Annotated in this window: 18 protein-coding genes; 9 read left to right on the top strand and 9 right to left on the bottom strand. The window is 59.8% G+C overall.

Annotated elements, in window-relative coordinates; translation table 11 throughout:
* Positions 1-51: 51 nt before the first annotated feature.
* The 3 genes from ACZ9IM_RS27060 to ACZ9IM_RS27050 all read right to left on the bottom strand — a co-directional run bounded on the left by ACZ9IM_RS27060 (position 52) and on the right by ACZ9IM_RS27050 (position 3391).
* The gene (locus tag ACZ9IM_RS27060) at positions 52-1068 is read right to left on the bottom strand and encodes a PDDEXK nuclease domain-containing protein (protein WP_476225451.1); all 1017 of its coding nucleotides are present in this window, start codon (positions 1066-1068) and stop codon (positions 52-54) included.
* Positions 1069-1251: 183 nt separating this feature from the next.
* Complete coding sequence (locus tag ACZ9IM_RS27055) at positions 1252-2682, bottom strand: histidine kinase sensor domain-containing protein (RefSeq protein ID WP_427625971.1); 1431 nt, start codon at positions 2680-2682, stop codon at positions 1252-1254.
* Positions 2669-3391, bottom strand: coding sequence for a response regulator transcription factor (locus tag ACZ9IM_RS27050; protein WP_476225450.1), 723 nt, complete (start codon positions 3389-3391; stop codon positions 2669-2671). The genes ACZ9IM_RS27055 and ACZ9IM_RS27050 overlap by 14 nt, the downstream gene beginning before the upstream one ends.
* 215 nt (positions 3392-3606) lie before the next feature.
* Between ACZ9IM_RS27050 and ACZ9IM_RS27045 the strand changes: the two genes are divergently transcribed.
* Both ACZ9IM_RS27045 and ACZ9IM_RS27040 read left to right on the top strand, forming a co-directional pair.
* Entirely contained in the window at positions 3607-6357 is a 2751-nt protein-coding gene (locus tag ACZ9IM_RS27045) for a response regulator (protein WP_427625969.1), read from the top strand.
* 105 nt (positions 6358-6462) lie between these two features.
* Entirely contained in the window at positions 6463-7452 is a 990-nt protein-coding gene (locus tag ACZ9IM_RS27040; protein WP_427625968.1) for a 2-hydroxyacid dehydrogenase, read from the top strand.
* Between the two features lie 4 nt (positions 7453-7456).
* On the opposite strand, the gene ACZ9IM_RS27035 is transcribed toward ACZ9IM_RS27040, so the two are convergent.
* Entirely contained in the window at positions 7457-7843 is a 387-nt protein-coding gene (locus ACZ9IM_RS27035; protein WP_427625967.1) for a hypothetical protein, read from the bottom strand.
* A 134-nt stretch (positions 7844-7977) separates the two neighbouring features.
* Here ACZ9IM_RS27035 and ACZ9IM_RS27030 point away from each other — a divergent pair, with 134 nt between their 5' ends.
* Positions 7978-8412, top strand: a complete 435-nt coding sequence (locus tag ACZ9IM_RS27030; protein WP_008074971.1) for a hypothetical protein — start codon at positions 7978-7980, stop codon at positions 8410-8412.
* Positions 8412-8816 carry an META domain-containing protein gene (locus tag ACZ9IM_RS27025; protein WP_008074973.1) on the top strand — a complete coding sequence of 135 codons (405 nt, stop codon included), beginning with the start codon at positions 8412-8414 and terminating at the stop codon, positions 8814-8816. Before ACZ9IM_RS27030 ends, ACZ9IM_RS27025 begins: the two co-directional genes overlap by 1 nt.
* 175 nt (positions 8817-8991) lie before the next feature.
* On the opposite strand, the gene ACZ9IM_RS27020 is transcribed toward ACZ9IM_RS27025, so the two are convergent.
* On the bottom strand, positions 8992-9459 hold the full coding sequence (locus ACZ9IM_RS27020) for a TlpA family protein disulfide reductase (protein ID WP_427625966.1): 468 nt from the start codon (positions 9457-9459) through the stop codon (positions 8992-8994).
* Positions 9460-9573: 114 nt separating this feature from the next.
* Here ACZ9IM_RS27020 and arsC point away from each other — a divergent pair, with 114 nt between their 5' ends.
* From arsC to ACZ9IM_RS27005, 3 genes are read left to right on the top strand one after another with little or no spacing between them, the layout of a single operon-like run.
* Positions 9574-9927, top strand: a complete 354-nt coding sequence (arsC, locus tag ACZ9IM_RS27015; RefSeq protein ID WP_427625965.1) for an arsenate reductase (glutaredoxin) — start codon at positions 9574-9576, stop codon at positions 9925-9927.
* Entirely contained in the window at positions 9924-10520 is a 597-nt protein-coding gene (wrbA, locus tag ACZ9IM_RS27010) for an NAD(P)H:quinone oxidoreductase (protein WP_008011647.1), read from the top strand. Before arsC ends, wrbA begins: the two co-directional genes overlap by 4 nt.
* A 1-nt stretch (position 10521) precedes the next feature.
* Entirely contained in the window at positions 10522-10947 is a 426-nt protein-coding gene (locus ACZ9IM_RS27005; RefSeq protein ID WP_008074979.1) for a DUF2069 domain-containing protein, read from the top strand.
* A gap of 99 nt (positions 10948-11046) precedes the next feature.
* Here ACZ9IM_RS27005 and ACZ9IM_RS27000 read toward each other — a convergent pair whose 3' ends face one another.
* Positions 11047-11721 (bottom strand): DNA-3-methyladenine glycosylase I, encoded by a 675-nt coding sequence (locus ACZ9IM_RS27000; RefSeq protein ID WP_063342855.1) that lies wholly within the window; start codon positions 11719-11721, stop codon positions 11047-11049.
* Between the two features lie 131 nt (positions 11722-11852).
* Positions 11853-12677 carry a tRNA 2-thiocytidine(32) synthetase TtcA gene (ttcA, locus tag ACZ9IM_RS26995; RefSeq protein ID WP_008074984.1) on the bottom strand — a complete coding sequence of 275 codons (825 nt, stop codon included), beginning with the start codon at positions 12675-12677 and terminating at the stop codon, positions 11853-11855.
* A gap of 394 nt (positions 12678-13071) precedes the next feature.
* On the opposite strand from ttcA, the gene ACZ9IM_RS26990 reads away from it, so the two are divergent.
* Together ACZ9IM_RS26990 and ACZ9IM_RS26985 are read left to right on the top strand one after the other, a co-directional pair.
* The gene (locus tag ACZ9IM_RS26990; protein WP_030131100.1) at positions 13072-13674 is read left to right on the top strand and encodes a Yip1 family protein; all 603 of its coding nucleotides are present in this window, start codon (positions 13072-13074) and stop codon (positions 13672-13674) included.
* 158 nt (positions 13675-13832) lie between these two features.
* The gene (locus tag ACZ9IM_RS26985; RefSeq protein WP_008074985.1) at positions 13833-14327 is read left to right on the top strand and encodes a SprT family zinc-dependent metalloprotease; all 495 of its coding nucleotides are present in this window, start codon (positions 13833-13835) and stop codon (positions 14325-14327) included.
* A gap of 110 nt (positions 14328-14437) precedes the next feature.
* Here the strand turns inward: ACZ9IM_RS26985 and ACZ9IM_RS26980 are convergent, their stop codons facing one another.
* Positions 14438-15619: a CaiB/BaiF CoA transferase family protein gene (locus tag ACZ9IM_RS26980; RefSeq protein WP_476225447.1), complete on the bottom strand. Its 1182-nt coding sequence runs from the start codon at positions 15617-15619 to the stop codon at positions 14438-14440.
* A gap of 145 nt (positions 15620-15764) precedes the next feature.
* Positions 15765-17099, bottom strand: coding sequence for a dicarboxylate/amino acid:cation symporter (locus ACZ9IM_RS26975; RefSeq protein ID WP_038979460.1), 1335 nt, complete (start codon positions 17097-17099; stop codon positions 15765-15767).
* Between the last annotated feature and the right edge of the window lie 324 nt (positions 17100-17423).

Here is a 17423-nt window from a genome sequence, read left to right as displayed (position 1 = left end):
GCCATATCACGCAAAGTAAGGGGCTTATGGCGAATGGGAATAAGAGGGAGATTACCCGCTCTTCTCCTGCTCAAAATCCAGCGCATAAAACTCATGCAATTTAGCCTGCAACAACTGCTTGTCCGGTAGGCGAGTCTGGTATTCGGCAATTAACGCTGGCGACAGGCTACGGTTAAGGGCGTACTCGACCACCTCGTCATCCTTGCTGGCACAAAGCAACACACCAATGGCAGGGTTTTCGTGGGGTTTGCGCTCATTGCGATCCAGCGCTTCCAGATAGAAATCCAGCTTGCCCAAATACTCCGGCTCAAACCGACCGACCTTGAGCTCAATGGCTACCAGACAGTTGAGCCCACGGTGGAAGAACAGCAGATCCAGGGCGAAATCACGCCCGCCGACTTGCAGCGGGTATTGGGAGCCGACAAAGCAGAAGTCACGACCCAGTTCGATCAGAAATTCCTTGAGACGCGCCAGCAGCCCCTTATGCAGATCGGTTTCGGCATGGCCGCCGGGCAGATCGAGAAACTCGACCATGTAGGCATCGCGGAAAATCTCAAGCGCCGCAGGGTGAGTATGTCTTAGCACTGCGGAGGTTTTTGCCGGTTGGGTCACGCTACGCTCGAACAGTGCAGTTTTGAACTGACGCTCCAACTCGCGCTTCGACCACTTCTCCTGAACCGCCATTCGTAGATAAAACTCCCGCTCTTCCGGGAGTTTGCCCTGACTGAAGATGACCAGATTATGGGTCCAGGGTATTTGTCTCACCAGCGGTGAGACTTTCTCGTCACCCCGGTAAGTCTCGTAGAACTGACGCATGCGGAACAGATTGGGGCGAGTAAAACCACGTAACCCTGGTTGAGTCTGGGCCAGATGCTCAGCCAATTGACTGACCACAGAATCGCCCCATTCGGCTTTTTCCAGCTTGCGACTGATGTAAGCACCCACCTGCCAATACAGCTCAATCAGCTGGGTATTCACCGCCTGCATGGCTTGCTGTTTGGCACTTTGAATCAACGCAAGCACTTCATTGAAACGGTCGTCGGTTGCGGGGACGCTGGATGCATTCATGCCGAACTCCTTGAGGACGAGGAAAAACGCGAGTCTATTCCGTCGAATCAGGCATAAGGTGTCGGCAATACCCTTTAGGAAAGGTCGTACACATAAACGGGAACGCTCCGGCATGATCAGCGCGGTGGTGGCTGGGAGGGCCTCTTCGCGAGCAAGCCCGCTCCCACATTTGATCGGGGTTGATCACATATTGTTTGCTTGACACATTTCCAATGTGGGAGCGGGCTTGCTCGCGAAAGCGGTCTGACAGGCACCACCATCATCAGCTACTAAACGCATATTCAGCCGCAACCCTGCCCCGCTGTTTTCCGCCCATAGATGCCCACCCTGCCGCAGCACCGCATTCCTCGCAATGCTCAACCCCAACCCGAACCCACCATCCCCCGGTCGCGATCCATCAAGCCGGATGAACGGCGAGAAGATCCGTTCAAGATCCTCGTCCGCCACTCCACCGCCCTCGTCCTCCAGCCACAAGTGCCAGAAGTCGCCATCGCGCCGACCACCGAGCGTCACGACACCGCCCTCAGGTGAATGACGAATGGCGTTGCGCAGAATGTTTTCCAGCGCCTGGGCCAGGGTATTGAGATGGCCGCGCACCCAGCAGGATGCATCCACGGCACAGTGCAACTGACGCGCCGGCCAGCCACTTTCATAGCAGGCGTTTTCCGTGAGCATTTCCCACAAGGCCTGGACCTGGATCGCTTCATCGGGCAACGGCGCGCGCTCGGTGTCGAGCCAGGCCAGTTGCAGGGCGTCCTCGACCAGACGCTGCATGCCGTCGACTTCCCGGCCAATGCGTTCGCGCAATTGCCCCAGGTCTTGCTCGCTTTCGCTGGCCACCCGCAGCCGGCTCAGTGGCGTGCGCAATTCGTGGGACAGGTCGCGCAGCAATTGTTGTTGCAGAGCCACTGTGCTTTGCAGGCGCTCGGCCATGTGATCGAAGGCCCGGCCCAGTTCACCCAATTCATCCGAGCGATTGGTGGTGCGACTCGATAAACGCACAGTCAGTTGGTCGGCGCGCCAGGCATTGGCTTGTTCGCGCAGGCTGTTCAGCGGGACGACCAGCAATCGATACAGCCCCACGCACAGCAGCAGCGTGAACAGCCCGGGAATCACCCCATTAGTGATCACCCGCCAAAACACCCGGTAGCGTCCTGGCATAAAACGCTGAGGCAACTCGATCACCAGGCTGCCCACAGACGGGTCATTGGGAAACGGGATCTTCAGCCACGGCAGGCCCTGGTGGCGCCGACTCACCGGCCAATCCAGACCGCGCAAAAAGGTCAGGCGCTGGATTTCCTGGTTTGCCAACGGGGAACTGCTCAGGGATTGCAAGTCGCCGCCGATGACGCCGACCCAGGTCGACTCGTGCTCGCCGACACGCTGCAACCAGGCATCAATGCCTGCACTCTGCTGCTCGTTCCAGGCCCGCTCCGCCTCGGCGGCGTAGCGCGTCAGGGTGCCCCGGGCCTCGTCGGACAGGAACAGGTTTTTCTTCTCCATGTAGCGGCCCCAGGACCAGCTCAACCAGATCATCAGCAGACAGAACGCCACCAACAAACAAGCCAGTTTCCAGAACAGTGAATGCTTGCCCGGCACGTCAGACCATTTCATCGGCCGCGCTCAATACGTACCCCTTGCCCCAGACAGTACGCACTTCACGCTCGGTGTAGCCGATGGCCTTGAGCTTGCGGCGAATCTGGCTGATGTGCATGTCGAGGCTGCGGTCATGGGGCGCATAACCGCGCTGCAGTACCTGCTGATAAAGGAACGCCTTGCTCAGTACTTCATCACCGTTGCGATTCAATGTATCCAGCAACCGATATTCGCTGCGAGTCAGGCCGGCCGCGTGTTCGCCCAAAAAGACCTCGCACCGTTCATCGTCGAAACGCAGGTTGTCCATCGCCGGGGCAATCGGTGCCGGCGCCGGTCGCCGGTCAAGCGCCACCCGCCGCAGGATCGCCTCGATGCGCACCCGCAGCTCGGCCATGCTGAACGGTTTGGGCAGGTAATCGTCGGCGCCGAGGCGAAAGCCACTGATGCGATCCGCCTCCGCCCCCAGCGCCGACATCAGCACCACCGGTGTGGAATGGCTCTGGCGCAGTTGGGTCAGCACCGCCAGGCCATCCAGCCCCGGCAGCAGAATATCCATCAACACCACATCAAAGGCTTGCCGGCGCGCAATGGCCAACCCTTCCTGGCCGTTCTGACACCAGGTCACCTGAAAACCACAGCGCCCCAGATGCTCATGGACATAAGCGCCGAGCACCAGATCGTCTTCGATGGAGAGGACGCGGGGGGGAACAACAGAGATGGGAGTCATGAGTATCTGCAAATAATTCTCAGTTGCCGATTATTCAAGATCGCCTCGCCAGGGGCAACCCATGGTTTGCTCCCCAAGACCAAAGCGCGGAACTGGCCGACGAATGACGACATCAATTTTACGAGGATTGCCCGCATGCAAATCGCTACACTGCGCAGGTGGCGCGTGCCGGACGCATGTGCAGGTCAATAAACAGCTGGATGCGGGAGAGATGCGTGCTCAAGAAACTGGGAATTAAAGGCCGCGTGCTGTTGCTGACCCTGTTACCGACCACCCTGATGGCGCTGGTTCTGGGCGGCTATTTCACCTGGATGCAGCAATCGGACCTGCAATCGCAACTCATGCAGCGCGGCGAAATGATTGCCGAACAGCTGGCACCGCTGGTGGCCCCGGCCATGGGTCGCAAAGACAACGACCTGCTGGAACGCATCGCCACCCAGTTCCTGGAACAAGCCGACGTGCGCGCGGTGACGTTCCTCGCCCCCGACCGCACGACACTGGCCCATGCCGGCCCGACCATGCTCAATTCGGCGCCTTTGGGCAACGGTTCACAGATGTTGCGCCGCAGTGGCAATGACGCCACGCGCTACCTGCTGCCAGTGTTCGGCAAGCATCGCAACCTGGCCGGCGACCTGATCCCCGATGAAGCCGACCGTCTGCTGGGCTGGGTCGAACTCGAACTGTCGCACAGTGGCATGTTGCTGCGCGGTTACCGCAGTCTGTTCGCCAGCCTGCTGCTGATCGGCGGTGGCCTGGTCGGTGCGGCGCTATTGGCGTTGCGCATGGGCCGGACCATCAACCGGCCATTGAGCCAGATCCAACAAGCCGTGGCACAGCTCAAGGACGGTCACCTGGAAACCCGCCTGCCGCCCCTCGGCAGCCAGGAGCTGGATGAACTGGCGTCCGGCATCAACCGAATGGCCGGAACCCTGCAGAACGCTCAGGAAGAATTGCAAAACAGCGTCGACCAAGCTACCGAAGACGTGCGTCAGAACCTGGAAACCATCGAGATCCAGAACATCGAGCTGGACCTTGCGCGCAAGGAAGCCCTGGAGGCGAGCCGGATCAAGTCCGAGTTCCTGGCCAACATGAGCCATGAAATCCGCACGCCGCTCAACGGCATTCTCGGCTTCACCCATTTGCTGCAAAAAAGTGAATTGACCCCGCGCCAGCTCGATTACCTGGGCACCATCGAAAAATCCGCAGACAGCCTGCTGGGGATCATCAACGAAATTCTCGACTTCTCGAAAATCGAGGCCGGCAAACTGGTGCTCGACCATATTCCATTCAACCTGCGCGACCTGCTGCAAGACACCTTGACCATCCTCGCCCCGGCCGCCCATGCCAAAGAGCTTGAGCTGGTGAGCCTGGTTTATCGCGATACACCGCTGTCGCTGGTGGGCGATCCGCTGCGACTCAAGCAGATTCTCACCAACCTTGTGAGCAACGCGATCAAGTTCACCCGCGAAGGCACCATCGTCGCCCGAGCCATGCTTGAAGAAGAGTATGAAGACAGCGTGCAATTGCGCATCAGCATTCAGGACACCGGCATTGGCCTGTCGAATCAGGACGTGCGCGCCTTGTTCCAGGCCTTCAGCCAGGCCGATAATTCGCTGTCCCGGCAACCTGGCGGCACCGGCCTGGGGCTGGTGATTTCCAAACGGCTGATCGAACAGATGGGTGGCGAAATCGGCGTCGACAGCACACCGGGCGAAGGCTCGGAATTCTGGATCAGCCTGAGCCTGCCCAAAACCCGCGACGACGCCGAGGATCTGCCCGGCCCACCCTTGCTCGGACAGCGGGTGGCGGTTCTGGAAAATCATGAGCTGGCCCGTCAGGCCTTGCAGCATCAACTGGAAGACTGCGGCCTGACAGTCACGCCGTTCAACACCCTCGAAAGCCTGGCCAATGGCGTGACCGGTGCCCATCAGACCGATCAGGCCATCGGCCTGGCAGTGCTCGGAATCACCAGCAACGACATGCCGCCGGAGCGCCTCAACCAGCATATCTGGGACCTCGAACACCTGGGCTGCAGAGTGTTGGTGTTGTGCCCGACCACCGAACTGACGCTGTTCCACCTCTCGGTGCCCAACCCCCACAGCCAACTGCAGTCCAAACCGGCCTGCACGCGCAAACTGCGTCGGGCCCTGTCCGACATGGTCAACCCTCGCCAGCAGCGCAGCGACCCCGGCGAGCCGCTTTCGAGTCGCGCACCGAAGGTCCTTTGCGTCGATGACAACCCGGCCAACCTGCTGTTGGTGCAAACCCTGCTCGAAGACATGGGCGCCAAGGTGCTCGCGGTGGAAAGCGGTTACGCCGCGGTCAAGGCCGTACAGAACGAGACCTTTGACCTGGTGCTGATGGACGTCCAGATGCCCGGCATGGATGGCCGCCAAAGCACCGAAGCCATTCGTCAGTGGGAAAGCGAACGGCATTGCACACCACTGCCGATCGTCGCCCTCACTGCCCACGCGATGGCCAACGAAAAACGCGCGTTGCTGCAAAGCGGCATGGATGACTACCTGACCAAACCCATCAGCGAACGGCAACTGGCGCAGGTGGTGTTGAAATGGACCGGCCTGGCGTTGCGCAATCTGGGGCCGGAGCGCTCCAGCGAAGGCAACAACGATAATGACTTGCAGGTGCTTGATCACGACGAAGGCCTACGCCTGGCGGCGGGCAAGGCCGATCTGGCGGCGGACATGCTGGCAATGCTGCTGGCTTCCCTGGAAGCCGACCGCGAGGCCATCCGCGTCGCCCGTGAAGCCAATGACCAGAACGCGCTGATTGAGCGAGTCCATCGCCTGCATGGGGCGACCCGTTATTGCGGCGTCCCGCAATTGCGCGCCGCCTGCCAGCGCAGTGAAACCCTGCTCAAGCAACAGGACCCGAAAGCCCCCGGCGCGCTGGAAGAACTCGAACGAGCCATCAATCGCCTGGCGGCCCATGCGCGTATCAATGCCTGATGCAGCGCAATAACGCTGGGCGCCTTGAAGGCTAAGCTCAAGGCCTGTAGCAACTGCCGAACGCAGGCTTCGCCAGTTGCTACAGGTAACTTCCAGGAGGACAGCATGCGCACGATTCTTTTCAGCAGCCAGACCTACGACCGCGACAGTTTTCTGAGCGCAGACCTGCCCGCCGGCATCGAGCTGCATTTCCAGCCGGCACGACTGAGCCTCGATACAGTGGCGCTGGCGGAGCATCACGAAGTGGTCTGCGCCTTTATCAATGATGACCTCAGTGCTCCGGTACTCGAACGTCTGGCCGCGGGTGGCACACACCTGATCGCCCTGCGCTCGGCCGGTTACAACCATGTCGATCTGGCGGTAGCGAAGCGCCTGGGGTTGGCGATTGTGCGGGTTCCGGCCTACTCGCCTCACGCGGTGGCCGAACACGCGGTGGCGCTGATTCTGGCGCTCAACCGCCGACTGCACCGTGCCTACAACCGTACTCGCGAGGGGGATTTCAGCTTGCACGGGCTGACCGGTTTCGATCTCGTGGGCAAGACCGTCGGCGTAGTCGGCACCGGGCAGATCGGCGCGACCTTCGCGAAAATCATGAACGGCTTCGGCTGCCGGTTGCTGGCCTGTGATCCTTACCCGAACCCGCAGGTCGAAGCGCTCGGCGCGCGCTACCTCAGCTTGCCGCAATTGCTGGCCGAGTCGCAGATCATCAGCCTGCATTGCCCGCTCAACGAACAGAGCAAACACTTGATCAACAGCGAATCACTGGCGCACATGCAGCCCGGTGCAATGCTGATCAATACCGGGCGTGGCGGTCTGGTGGACACCCCGGCGCTGATCGACGCGTTGAAGGACGGCCAATTGGGCTATCTGGGGCTGGATGTTTATGAAGAGGAGGCGCAGCTGTTCTTCGAGGATCGCTCCGACTTGCCGCTGCAGGACGATGTGCTGGCGCGCCTGCTGACCTTTCCGAATGTAATCATCACCGCGCACCAAGCCTTCCTCACGCGCGAAGCCCTGGGCGCGATTGCCGCAACCACCCTGCAGAACATCGCGGCCTGGGCGGCCGGTTCGCCACAGAATCAGGTCGAGAGCTGATCGCTCAGGCCTTGGACATAAGGATCATCAGGGCCAGCCAGCCGAAGCCCAGCAAGCGCTGCCCCAGCGAATGCCCGCGACGCAGCAGGAACCAGACAAAAAACGGCGGCAGAAAGAAAATCATCAGTTTCAGCCAGAGTTCCACCGGACGCGGCCCGCCGGGTGCCGGCGCCGGGATCTCGGCCTCGACTTCAACCTTACGTTTGCGCCCGAAAGCGGCCGGGGTCACCCTGGGTACGTTCTCATTGGTCGGTAAGCGCCCGAAAGAAAGAGGCGCCTGCGCAGGCGTCGATGTAGCCGCTTCTGCCACCGCAGGTGCACCGCAATGAATACAAGCAGGCGCCGTGGAGCTGATGCGTTGCTTGCACTCAAAACATTCGATCAACGCCATTTCCGTTCCTTAGAGATGCAAAAGCGGCATTGTGCCATGACTCGGCAGGTCATTTGAACCAGATCGAAGGTTACATGCCCGCGCCATGCTGCGTTCATGCCCGTGCTAGCATATCGCGCATATTTGGAGGACCCATGGTCGAACACGATTTCCGCTACAGCCTGATGAACCCGCAACACACCCTCACCGAATGCCGCGCCCTTGTGCCGGGGCGTTATCAAGTCACCGGCAACGGCGGCTCGATTCGTAATAACGATGTGCTGGTAGTGACCCTAAAAGGCAGCAAGGACTTGTCCATGCGCCTGACCGTCGAAACGGTTCGCCACTTGATCAACCCGCCGGGCCAATGGGTCGCGGTGGCCAGTGGTCCGGTGTTCGGCGAACTGGCGATTCACACCTGGAATGTCAACTGCGACAGCTGCGCCAAAGAGCTGAGCTTTGAGTTCGCGGTCGACGCCAAGCTGGGCAACAAGGCGGAAAAACCGGCTGCCACTGCACGGATTGCCGAGTTGGGCTGGGCCACCGTCGGTGACAAGCACCTGTGCAAGAAGTGCCAGGAGCCTGCGTGATGAAGCGCCTTGCTCTAACCGCCATGGCCGGCGCCAGCCTGTTGGGCTGCGCCGCCGAACCGGTGCAACTGCAACACAACCGCAGCTACATTCTGGAATGGATCGGCGAGCGTCCGCTGATGGACTACAGCCATCTGACCATCACCCTCGATGAAGATGGTCGGGCCTACGGTAATGGCGGCTGCAATCACTGGTTCGCGCCGTATACCCTGCAAGGCGACAAGCTGAGCTTCGGCAAGATCGGCAGCACCCGCAAAATGTGTGCGCCAGCGTTGATGGAGCAGGAAAAACGCTTCCTGCAGGCGCTGGAAAACGTCCAGCGCTGGGACGTTTCACCGATCGACCAGATGCGCTTCTGGCCGGCGCAAGGCAAACCACTGCGTTGGTGGCTTGAAGAGGGTTGATAACCCTCGGTTGTCCGATCATTCCCACGCTCTGCGTGGGAATGCATCTAGTGACGCTCTGCGTCACAGGGACGCTCTGCGTCCCGGGCGGCGTTCCCACGCAGAGCGTGGGAACGATCATTGCCGAACACCTGCAGGAGCTGCCGAAGGCTGCGATCTTTTTCTAAACAACAACTCAATTTTTAGCCTGCAACGCCTCAAGCTTCGCCATCACCCCCGCCGCCGTTTGCTCCCCCATCAACTGTTCCCGCACCTTGCCCTTGTCATCAATGATGTAAGTCACCGGCAACGCTTCACTGCGCGGTAATTCGAAAAGGTCGGCCGGGTCCTGGGCCAGCACGGTGAAGGCGATCCCCAGTTTCTCGCTGGCACTTTTCAGCTCTTCGCCCTGCACATTGTCGAAGTTGACCCCGAACACACCGATCTTCTTGCTCTTGAGCTGCTCGGCCAGCACGTTCAACTCGGGAATCTCGGTACGACACGGGCCACACCATTCGGCCCAGTAATTGAGCACCAGCCATTGTTTGTCCAGACGTTCAGCGGCAACTTTATGGCCATTTTGGTCGGTGCCATAGTCGTTGCCGCAGCCCCCCAGCAATAACGCCCCCATGATCGCCAATGCCGCTGCCAGTCGCCTTGTCATGTCTCGATCCTTGTCAAAAATGGAATGCACCTGCGACCCATCGCCTCCCAAGGTTCTGGATTACGCGCCGCCCAGTTAGAATAGCCGCCACCTTACGCAAGATGCGACCCGCACATGACCGATCTGACGCTTTATCACAACCCGCGCTGCTCGAAATCCCGCGGTGCGCTCGAACTGCTCGAAACCCGTGGCCTGGCCCCGACTGTGGTCCGCTACCTGGAAACCCCGCTGGACGCCGCGCAAATCCAGAGCCTGCTGAGCAAGCTTGGTATCAGCGCCCGGCAATTGCTGCGCACCGGCGAGGACGAGTACAAAACCCTCAACCTGGCCGACAGCACCCTCGGCGAGGCGCAATTGATCGCCGCCATCGCCGCGCACCCGAAACTCATGGAGCGGCCGATTCTCGAAGTCGGCGACAAAGCCATCATCGGCCGCCCGCCGGAGAATGTGCTGGAGTTGCTGCCGTGAGTGCGCCGTACATTCTGGTGCTGTATTACAGCCGCAGTGGCTCGACCAATGAAATGGCCCGGCAAATTGCCCGTGGTGTCGAGCAATCCGGTATGGAAGCGCGCCTGCGCACCGTGCCGGCGATCTCCACCGAATGCGAAGCCGTGTCGCCGGACATTCCCGATGAAGGCGCGCTGTACGCCAGCCTCGACGACCTGAAAAACTGCGCCGGCCTGGCCCTCGGCAGCCCGACCCGCTTCGGCAACATGGCCGCACCTTTGAAGTACTTTCTCGATGGCACCAGCAATCTGTGGCTGACCGGCGCCCTGGTGGGCAAACCGGCCGGGGTCTTCACCTCCACCGCGAGCCTGCACGGCGGCCAGGAAACCACGCTGCTGTCGATGATGTTGCCGTTGCTGCACCACGGCATGCTGATCACCGGCCTGCCTTACAGCGAGTCGGCGCTGCTGGAAACCCGCGGTGGCGGCACGCCTTATGGCGCCAGCCATCACGCCGGGGCCGATGGCAAAAGCGGTTTGAATGAACACGAAGTTGCGCTGTGCCGCGCCTTGGGCCTGCGGTTGGCGAAGACTGCGCAAAAGTTGGTGAGCTGAGATGGCCAAAAAGCCGAAGATTCTGCCTTCCATCGAATGGCTCGAACCGCGAGTACGGGCGATGCGCGTTATCAGCCTGCTGTGCTTTTTCGGCCTGGTGGGACTGCTGTGCATCTACTACCTGATATTCGCCGACCTGCATGGCGCGCGGCCGTGGGTGATTCTGCTGATCGAACTGGTGCCGCTGCTGTTGCTGGCGCCGGGGATGATCGTCGGCAGCGCCCGCGGGCATTCGTGGATGTGTTTTGTGGTGAACCTGTATTTCATGAAAGGCGCATTGGCCGCGTATGACCCGAACCGCCAGCTGTTCGGTTTACTGGAGATGGGCGCGAGCCTGGCAGTGTTCTGCTCGGCAATGTTGTATGTGCGGTGGCGGTTTCAGTTGAACCGCAAGTTGGCGGGTGAAGGCGAAACCTCCGTCGCCTGATACACCGCTATCGCGAGCAGGCTCGCTCCCACAGGGGATTTATGAACGACGCTAATCCAATGTGGGAGCGAGCCTGCTCGCGATGCGGGCAACTCGGTCTCAATGATTCACCGTGTACGCCAGCATCATCGAAATCTGGCTCATCGGCCGCCCACCGCTCTCTTCGTGCCACTGGTTGAACGCATTCTGCACTGTGGCCATGTCCCTCAGACTAGTCGGGACCTTGTCGACGATCTTCTGCGCACTCAACGCTGCTACCACGTCGTAGCTCGGCACGAACGTGTCCTTGCCCACCATCCGCAAAAATCGCGGTGCCGATAACCCGCCCAACTGATGCCCGTGTTTTTTCAGATAGGTCCATAACCCGACGATGTCGGTCACCGGCCATTCGGCGATCAAAGCGCCAAAACTGCCCTTCTCATGGGCCACGTCCAGAATGAACTGTGCATTGCGCGGCACGCTCTTGAGCTTGCCCAGGTGGCGGATGATCCGCGCGTCCTGCATCAAGCGCTCCAGATGTTCGGCGCTCATCAGCACGACTTTTTCCGGATCGAACTTGAAGAACACTTCTTCGAACGCCGGCCACTTGGCATCCACCAGGCTGTGTTTGAGCCCGGCGCGGAATACCCGCAACGCCATGGTCGAGAGGTAGCGGTCGTCACTGATCTTGCGCAATTGCGCCGGGGTCTTGGGAACGGGCAGATGGGCTTCCAGTTCAGCCGCCGAACCGAAGCGGTTCAAGCAGTATTCGTGCAGCCACTTGTAATCGCGCATGCCCTTTCCTGATGAGTAAGTGAATAGACTCATGTGGGAGCCAGCCTGCTGGCGATAGCGGAGGGTCAGTCAATAATGATGTGTCTGACCCACCGCTATCGCCAGCAGGCTGGCTCCCACAGTGATTGTGTTTAGAGGTTTACAACGTTGACGAAGCGCGAAGCCGCGGTTTCATCGATGCGCAGGTTGGTGAAGTCGAACAAATTACGGTCCGCCAGTTGCGACGGGATTACGTTCTGCAAGCTGCGGAAAATGCTTTCGGTACGGCCCGGGGTCTTGCGTTCCCACTCCTGCAGCATCTCTTTAACCACCTGGCGTTGCAGGTTTTCCTGGGAGCCACAGAGGTTGCACGGGATGATCGGGAATTGCTTGAAGTCCGAGTAAGCCTGTATGTCTTTTTCGTTGCAGTAGGCCAGCGGACGGATCACCACGTTGCGTCCGTCATCGGCGCGCAGCTTCGGCGGCATGGCCTTGAGCGAACCGTTGAAGAACATGTTCAGGAAGAACGTCTCGACGATGTCGTCACGGTGGTGACCGAGGGCCATTTTGGTCGCGCCGATTTCATCGGCAAAGGTGTAGAGCGTGCCGCGACGCAGGCGCGAGCACAGCGAGCAGGTGGTCTTGCCTTCCGGGATCAGCTCCTTGACCACCGAATAGGTGTCTTTCTCGACGATGTGGTACTCGATGCCCAGTTCCTTGAGGTAAGCCGGCAGCACGTGCTCGGGAAAGCCCGGCTGCTTCTGGTCCATGTTCACGGCCACGATCTCGAACTTGATCGGGGCGACCTTCTGCAAATGCATCAGCACATCGAGCATGGTGTAGCTGTCTTTGCCACCGGACAGGCAGACCATGACCTTGTCGCCGTCTTCAATCATGTTGAAATCGGCGACAGCCTCACCCGCCTGGCGGCGAAGGCGCTTTTGCAGTTTGTTCTGGTTGACCGTAAGAGTGCCCATGACGCGAAATCCGTGAGGTGTGACGAAAGGCCGGCATTTTACGCAAAAACATTGCACTTGTGGCGAGGGGGCTCGCCCCCGTTCGGCTGCGCAGCAGTCGTAAAACAAACACTGCGGTTCCTCTTGGAAAATATAGTCGACTGATTGGGGGCCACTTCGTGACCCAACGGGGGCAAGCCCCCTCGCCACTGGGTTTAACAGGCACAGACCCATCGGCGATTACCCATAACATTTACAGCGCGATTTGCTCTAAGCCCCTCGCACTATTACCGGTAACTCCTTTCTATACTGCGGCATAAGGTCGCACACATATTCAGACCTGTACTTACCTGGCCACTTTGGCCCGTAAGCGCTCCGCTGGGGGGCGATGGCAACAACAAGAGGAGTGACTGGCATGATCCATCACGTAGTGGGGCTCTTCACCCACCCTGACCAGGAATGGAAAGAAATCCGTGGCGACCAGGAGGAAAGCATCAGCCACATGTACCTCACGCACACCTTGATTCTGGCGGCGATCCCTGCCGTGTCGGCGTTTATCGGCACCACGCAGGTCGGCTGGGTCATTGGTAATCGGGCGCCGGTAATGCTGACCATGGAAAGCGCGCTGTGGATGACCATCATGTCGTACCTGGCGATGCTCGGCGGTGTCGCGGTGATGGGCGCGTTCATCCACTGGATGGCTCGCACCTATGACGCCAACCCGAGCCTGGCACGCTGCGTTGCATTTGCGACCTACACCGCGACACCGCTATTTATCGGCGGTCTGGCGGCGCTGTACCCACACATGTGGCTTGGGATGATCGTCGGCACCGCGGCCATCTGCTACACGGTGTACCTGCTGTATGTGGGGCTACCCACTTTCATGAACATTCCATCAGACGAGGGATTCCTGTTTTCAAGCTCGGTGCTCGCCGTAGGACTGGTGGTGCTGGTGGCGATCATGGCGTTCACGGTGATTGTCTGGGGGCTTGGCGTGGGGCCGGTCTATACGAATTAGCAACACACCCACCAAAAACAAGATCTGCCAACACAGGCCGCCGCAAGGCGGCCTTCTACTCTCCAAGAAAGAGCAGGAGGTACGACCATTCGGCTCCTCGGCGATTCGCAAGTCCCGAGGGTTGCGGCATACTCGACGTCTCTGGAGATCCATCAAGCATGCCCGAGCAACTCAATACCCGCGTCGAAGACTGTTTCCAACAAGCCGAATCCTTTTTCAAACGACCTTTCAAACGCCCCGTGGTGAGCCTCAAGCTGCGCGGGCAAAAAGCCGGTGTCGCGCATTTGCACGAGAACCTGCTGCGTTTCAATCCGCAGCTGTACCGGGAAAACACCGAAGACTTTCTCAAGCAGACCGTGGCGCATGAAGTCGCGCACCTGATCGCCCATCAACTGTTCGGCGACCGCATCCAGCCTCATGGCGAAGAGTGGCAACTGATCATGCGCGGTGTTTACGAACTGCCGCCCAACCGCTGCCACACCTACGACGTCAAACGCCGTAGCGTGACCCGCTACATCTACAAATGCCCGTGCCCCGACAGCGATTTCCCGTTTTCGGCGCAGCGACATGGTTTGGTGAGACAGGGGCGGCGGTATTTGTGTCGGCGGTGCAGAAGCACATTGGTGTTCAGTGGCGAGATGCGGGTTGAGTGACCCACATGATCATTCCCACGCTCTGCGTGGGAATGCCGCGATGGACGCTCCGCGTCCACTGTGACGCGGAGCGTCACGGGATGCATTCCCACGCGGAGCATGGGAACGATCTATGTAACGACCCTGGCACGGCGCAACTCCGCGATCTGCTCAGCGCTATACCCCAACTCCCCCAACACCTGATCGGTATGCGCTCCCAGCGTCGCCCCAATATGCCGCGGCTCAGGCAGCCCTGCTGAAAACTTCAACGGGCAAGCCATCTGCGCCTGAGTCGAACCGTCGCCCCTCGGCACCTCAGTCACCAATTCCCGCGCTTTCAACTGCGGATGCCGCACCGCTTCGCCCAGGCTCAATACCGGCTCGACGCACGCATCGACCCCGGCGAACAGCTCACACAACTGGGCAAAGTCGTATTTTTCGAATTCAATTTTCAACGCCTCCTTGAGCGCCTGTTGCCGGGCCGGCTCGGGTGACAGCCCCTGGGCCGCCAGTTCCGGCCGGCCCAGCGCCGCGCAGAGTTGCTGCATGAACACCGGCTCCAGACTGCCCACCGACAACCAGCGTCCATCGCGTGAACGGTAGTAATCGTAGAAGCTACCCCCATTGAGCATCTGCTCTTCCCTGCCCGGCTCCACGCCACAGGCCAGGTACCCGGCACCGGCCATGGCATTCAGGCTGAAGGCGCAGTCGGTCATGCTCACATCCAGATACTGCCCCTGCCCGGTCTGCTGTCGCGCGATCACCGCCGCCAGCAAGCCGATCACCCCATGCAGCGAGCCGCCCGCGACATCCGCCACCTGCATGCCCAACGGCACCGGGCCGCTGTCGGTGCGACCGGTGTAGCTCGAAAGGCCCGCCAGCGCCAGGTAGTTGATGTCGTGCCCCGCGCGATCCTTGTAGGGGCCGGTCTGGCCATAACCGGTGATCGACACATAAATCAGCTTCGGGTTGATCGCTTTCAAGGCTTCATACCCCAAACCCAACCGGTCCATCACGCCGGGACGAAACTGCTCCAGCACGATGTCGTGGTCCTGCAGCAATTGCTTGATCACCTCCAGCGCCTCGGGCTGCTTGAGGTCCAGCGCCAGGCTGCGCTTGTTGCGATTGAGGTAGGCGTGGCTGGCCGACACGCCTTGATCATGCGGCGGCACCACCCGCAGCAGGTCCATGCGGGTCGGCGATTCGATGCGCAGCACCTCGGCGCCCATGTCTGCCAGCAGCAACGAGGCGAACGGCCCCGGCAGCAGTGTCGAAAAATCCAGAACCTTGAGTGATGCCAGTGGACCGAGCATAAGTGTTCTCCAGTGCAATCCCCCAAGCCTAGGCAGCCGAGGACGTTGCAGCAATCACCTTATGTGTCAGTGGCGGTGACCGTTGCGCTCAAATTGCAGGCATGAAAAAACCCGCCGAAGCGGGTTTTTCATGCAGCCAGAGTACTTACTTGACGCTGGCTGGGGTTGGGCCTTCAGCCACACCCAGGTCGTCTACTTCACGCTCGTCGGAGATACCGCGACCGCCGGAAGCCAGCTCGACTTGCAGCTTGTCTTCGTCCAGCTCTTTCACCCACTTGGCGACCACGATGGTGGCCACGGCGTTACCCACAAGGTTGGTCAGCGCACGGGCTTCGGACATGAAGCGGTCGATACCGAGGATCAGCGCCAGGCCGGCCACCGGCAGAGTACCCACGGCCGACAGAGTGGCTGCCAGCACGATGAAGCCACTACCAGTCACACCCGCCGCACCTTTGGAGGACAACAGCAGCACCAGCAGCAAGGTGATCTGGTGAGTCAGGTCCATCGGGGTGTCAGTCGCCTGAGCGATGAACACAGCCGCCATGGTCAGGTAGATCGAAGTACCGTCGAGGTTGAACGAGTAGCCAGTCGGGATCACCAGACCTACAACCGATTTCTGCGCACCCAGGCGTTCCATCTTGATCAGCATGCGTGGCAGCGCGGATTCCGAAGAGGAAGTACCCAGCACGATCAGTAGTTCTTCACGGATGTAGCGAATCAGTTTGATGACGCTGAAACCGTGCGCGCGGCAGATGGCGCCCAGAACCAGAACCACGAACAGGATGCAGGTGATGTAGAAGCAGATCATCAGCTGACCGAGTTGCACCAGCGAACCGACACCGTAGGCACCGATGGTGAAGGCCATCGCACCGAACGCGCCGACTGGAGCGAGCTTCATGATCATGTTGATGATGTTGAACATCACGTGAGCAAAGCGATCGATGAAGTCCAGCACCGGTTTGCCGTAGGCACCCAGGCGATGCAGGGCGAAACCGAAGATCACCGAGAACATCAGCACTTGCAGGATGTCGCCGTTGGCGAAGGCGCCGACGATGGTGTTCGGGATCACGTTGAGGACGAAAGCAATGATGCTCTGGTCTTTACCGGCCGAGATGAAGCCAGCGATTTTGCTGGTGTCCAGGGTCGTCACGTCGATGTGCATGCCGGCGCCCGGTTGCACAACGTTGACCACGACCAGGCCGATCAGCAAGGCGATGGTGGAAACGATTTCGAAATACAGCAGCGCATAGCCGCCGGTCTTGCCGACCGATTTCATGTTCTGCATGCCGGCGATACCACTGACGACGGTACAGAAGATGATCGGCGCGATGACCATTTTGATCAGTTTGATGAACCCGTCACCCAGCGGCTTGAGGGCTACACCAGTCTGCGGGTAGAAGTGACCGAGCAGGATGCCGATAGCGATGGCAACGATCACCTGGAAGTACAGGGATTTATACAGTGGCTGACGAGTCGTCATTGTAAGTTCCTCAAGAGTGCCTCAGTAACAACATCCATCTGTTGCCCCTGACACCTCAATTGCGAACCCTCCTGCACTGGAGGGATTTGTTTTGTCGAGCTGCACGCCGGCAGACCTCTGCGGCTTGTATCGCAAGCGCCGTGCCACCTTCGAAAAAAACCCCGCCAGCCTTGTGACATCAAGGGTTGCAGGTTTTTTTGGGTCACTGACCGGTCACTACGAAGTGGCGGATTTCCGCCCATCAGCCAAACCTCGTCCTGCAATTTGGCGGATATCCGCCTTGTTCATTCTCGACGGGCACCGCTACCATCCATTGCTCAGTGG

Source organism: Pseudomonas sp. TE12508, assembly GCF_056279485.1.
Note: the sequence above shows the minus strand (reverse complement) of the source record. Positions and strands in the feature narration are given on the sequence as shown.

What these genes read in the sequence shown, in the direction of transcription:
- ACZ9IM_RS27060 (WP_476225451.1), bottom strand. Translation starts at nt 1,068, where the DNA reads ATGAATGCATCCAGCGTCCCCGCAACCGACGACCGTTTCAATGAAGTG.
- ACZ9IM_RS27055 (WP_427625971.1), bottom strand. Translation starts at nt 2,682, where the DNA reads ATGAAATGGTCTGACGTGCCGGGCAAGCATTCACTGTTCTGGAAACTG.
- ACZ9IM_RS27050 (WP_476225450.1), bottom strand. Translation starts at nt 3,391, where the DNA reads ATGACTCCCATCTCTGTTGTTCCCCCCCGCGTCCTCTCCATCGAAGAC.
- ACZ9IM_RS27040 (WP_427625968.1), top strand. Translation starts at nt 6,463, where the DNA reads ATGCGCACGATTCTTTTCAGCAGCCAGACCTACGACCGCGACAGTTTT.
- ACZ9IM_RS27035 (WP_427625967.1), bottom strand. Translation starts at nt 7,843, where the DNA reads ATGGCGTTGATCGAATGTTTTGAGTGCAAGCAACGCATCAGCTCCACG.
- ACZ9IM_RS27030 (WP_008074971.1), top strand. Translation starts at nt 7,978, where the DNA reads ATGGTCGAACACGATTTCCGCTACAGCCTGATGAACCCGCAACACACC.
- ACZ9IM_RS27025 (WP_008074973.1), top strand. Translation starts at nt 8,412, where the DNA reads ATGAAGCGCCTTGCTCTAACCGCCATGGCCGGCGCCAGCCTGTTGGGC.
- ACZ9IM_RS27020 (WP_427625966.1), bottom strand. Translation starts at nt 9,459, where the DNA reads ATGACAAGGCGACTGGCAGCGGCATTGGCGATCATGGGGGCGTTATTG.
- arsC (WP_427625965.1), top strand. Translation starts at nt 9,574, where the DNA reads ATGACCGATCTGACGCTTTATCACAACCCGCGCTGCTCGAAATCCCGC.
- ACZ9IM_RS27005 (WP_008074979.1), top strand. Translation starts at nt 10,522, where the DNA reads ATGGCCAAAAAGCCGAAGATTCTGCCTTCCATCGAATGGCTCGAACCG.
- ACZ9IM_RS27000 (WP_063342855.1), bottom strand. Translation starts at nt 11,721, where the DNA reads ATGCGCGATTACAAGTGGCTGCACGAATACTGCTTGAACCGCTTCGGT.
- ttcA (WP_008074984.1), bottom strand. Translation starts at nt 12,677, where the DNA reads ATGGGCACTCTTACGGTCAACCAGAACAAACTGCAAAAGCGCCTTCGC.
- ACZ9IM_RS26990 (WP_030131100.1), top strand. Translation starts at nt 13,072, where the DNA reads ATGATCCATCACGTAGTGGGGCTCTTCACCCACCCTGACCAGGAATGG.
- ACZ9IM_RS26985 (WP_008074985.1), top strand. Translation starts at nt 13,833, where the DNA reads ATGCCCGAGCAACTCAATACCCGCGTCGAAGACTGTTTCCAACAAGCC.
- ACZ9IM_RS26980 (WP_476225447.1), bottom strand. Translation starts at nt 15,619, where the DNA reads ATGCTCGGTCCACTGGCATCACTCAAGGTTCTGGATTTTTCGACACTG.
- ACZ9IM_RS26975 (WP_038979460.1), bottom strand. Translation starts at nt 17,099, where the DNA reads ATGACGACTCGTCAGCCACTGTATAAATCCCTGTACTTCCAGGTGATC.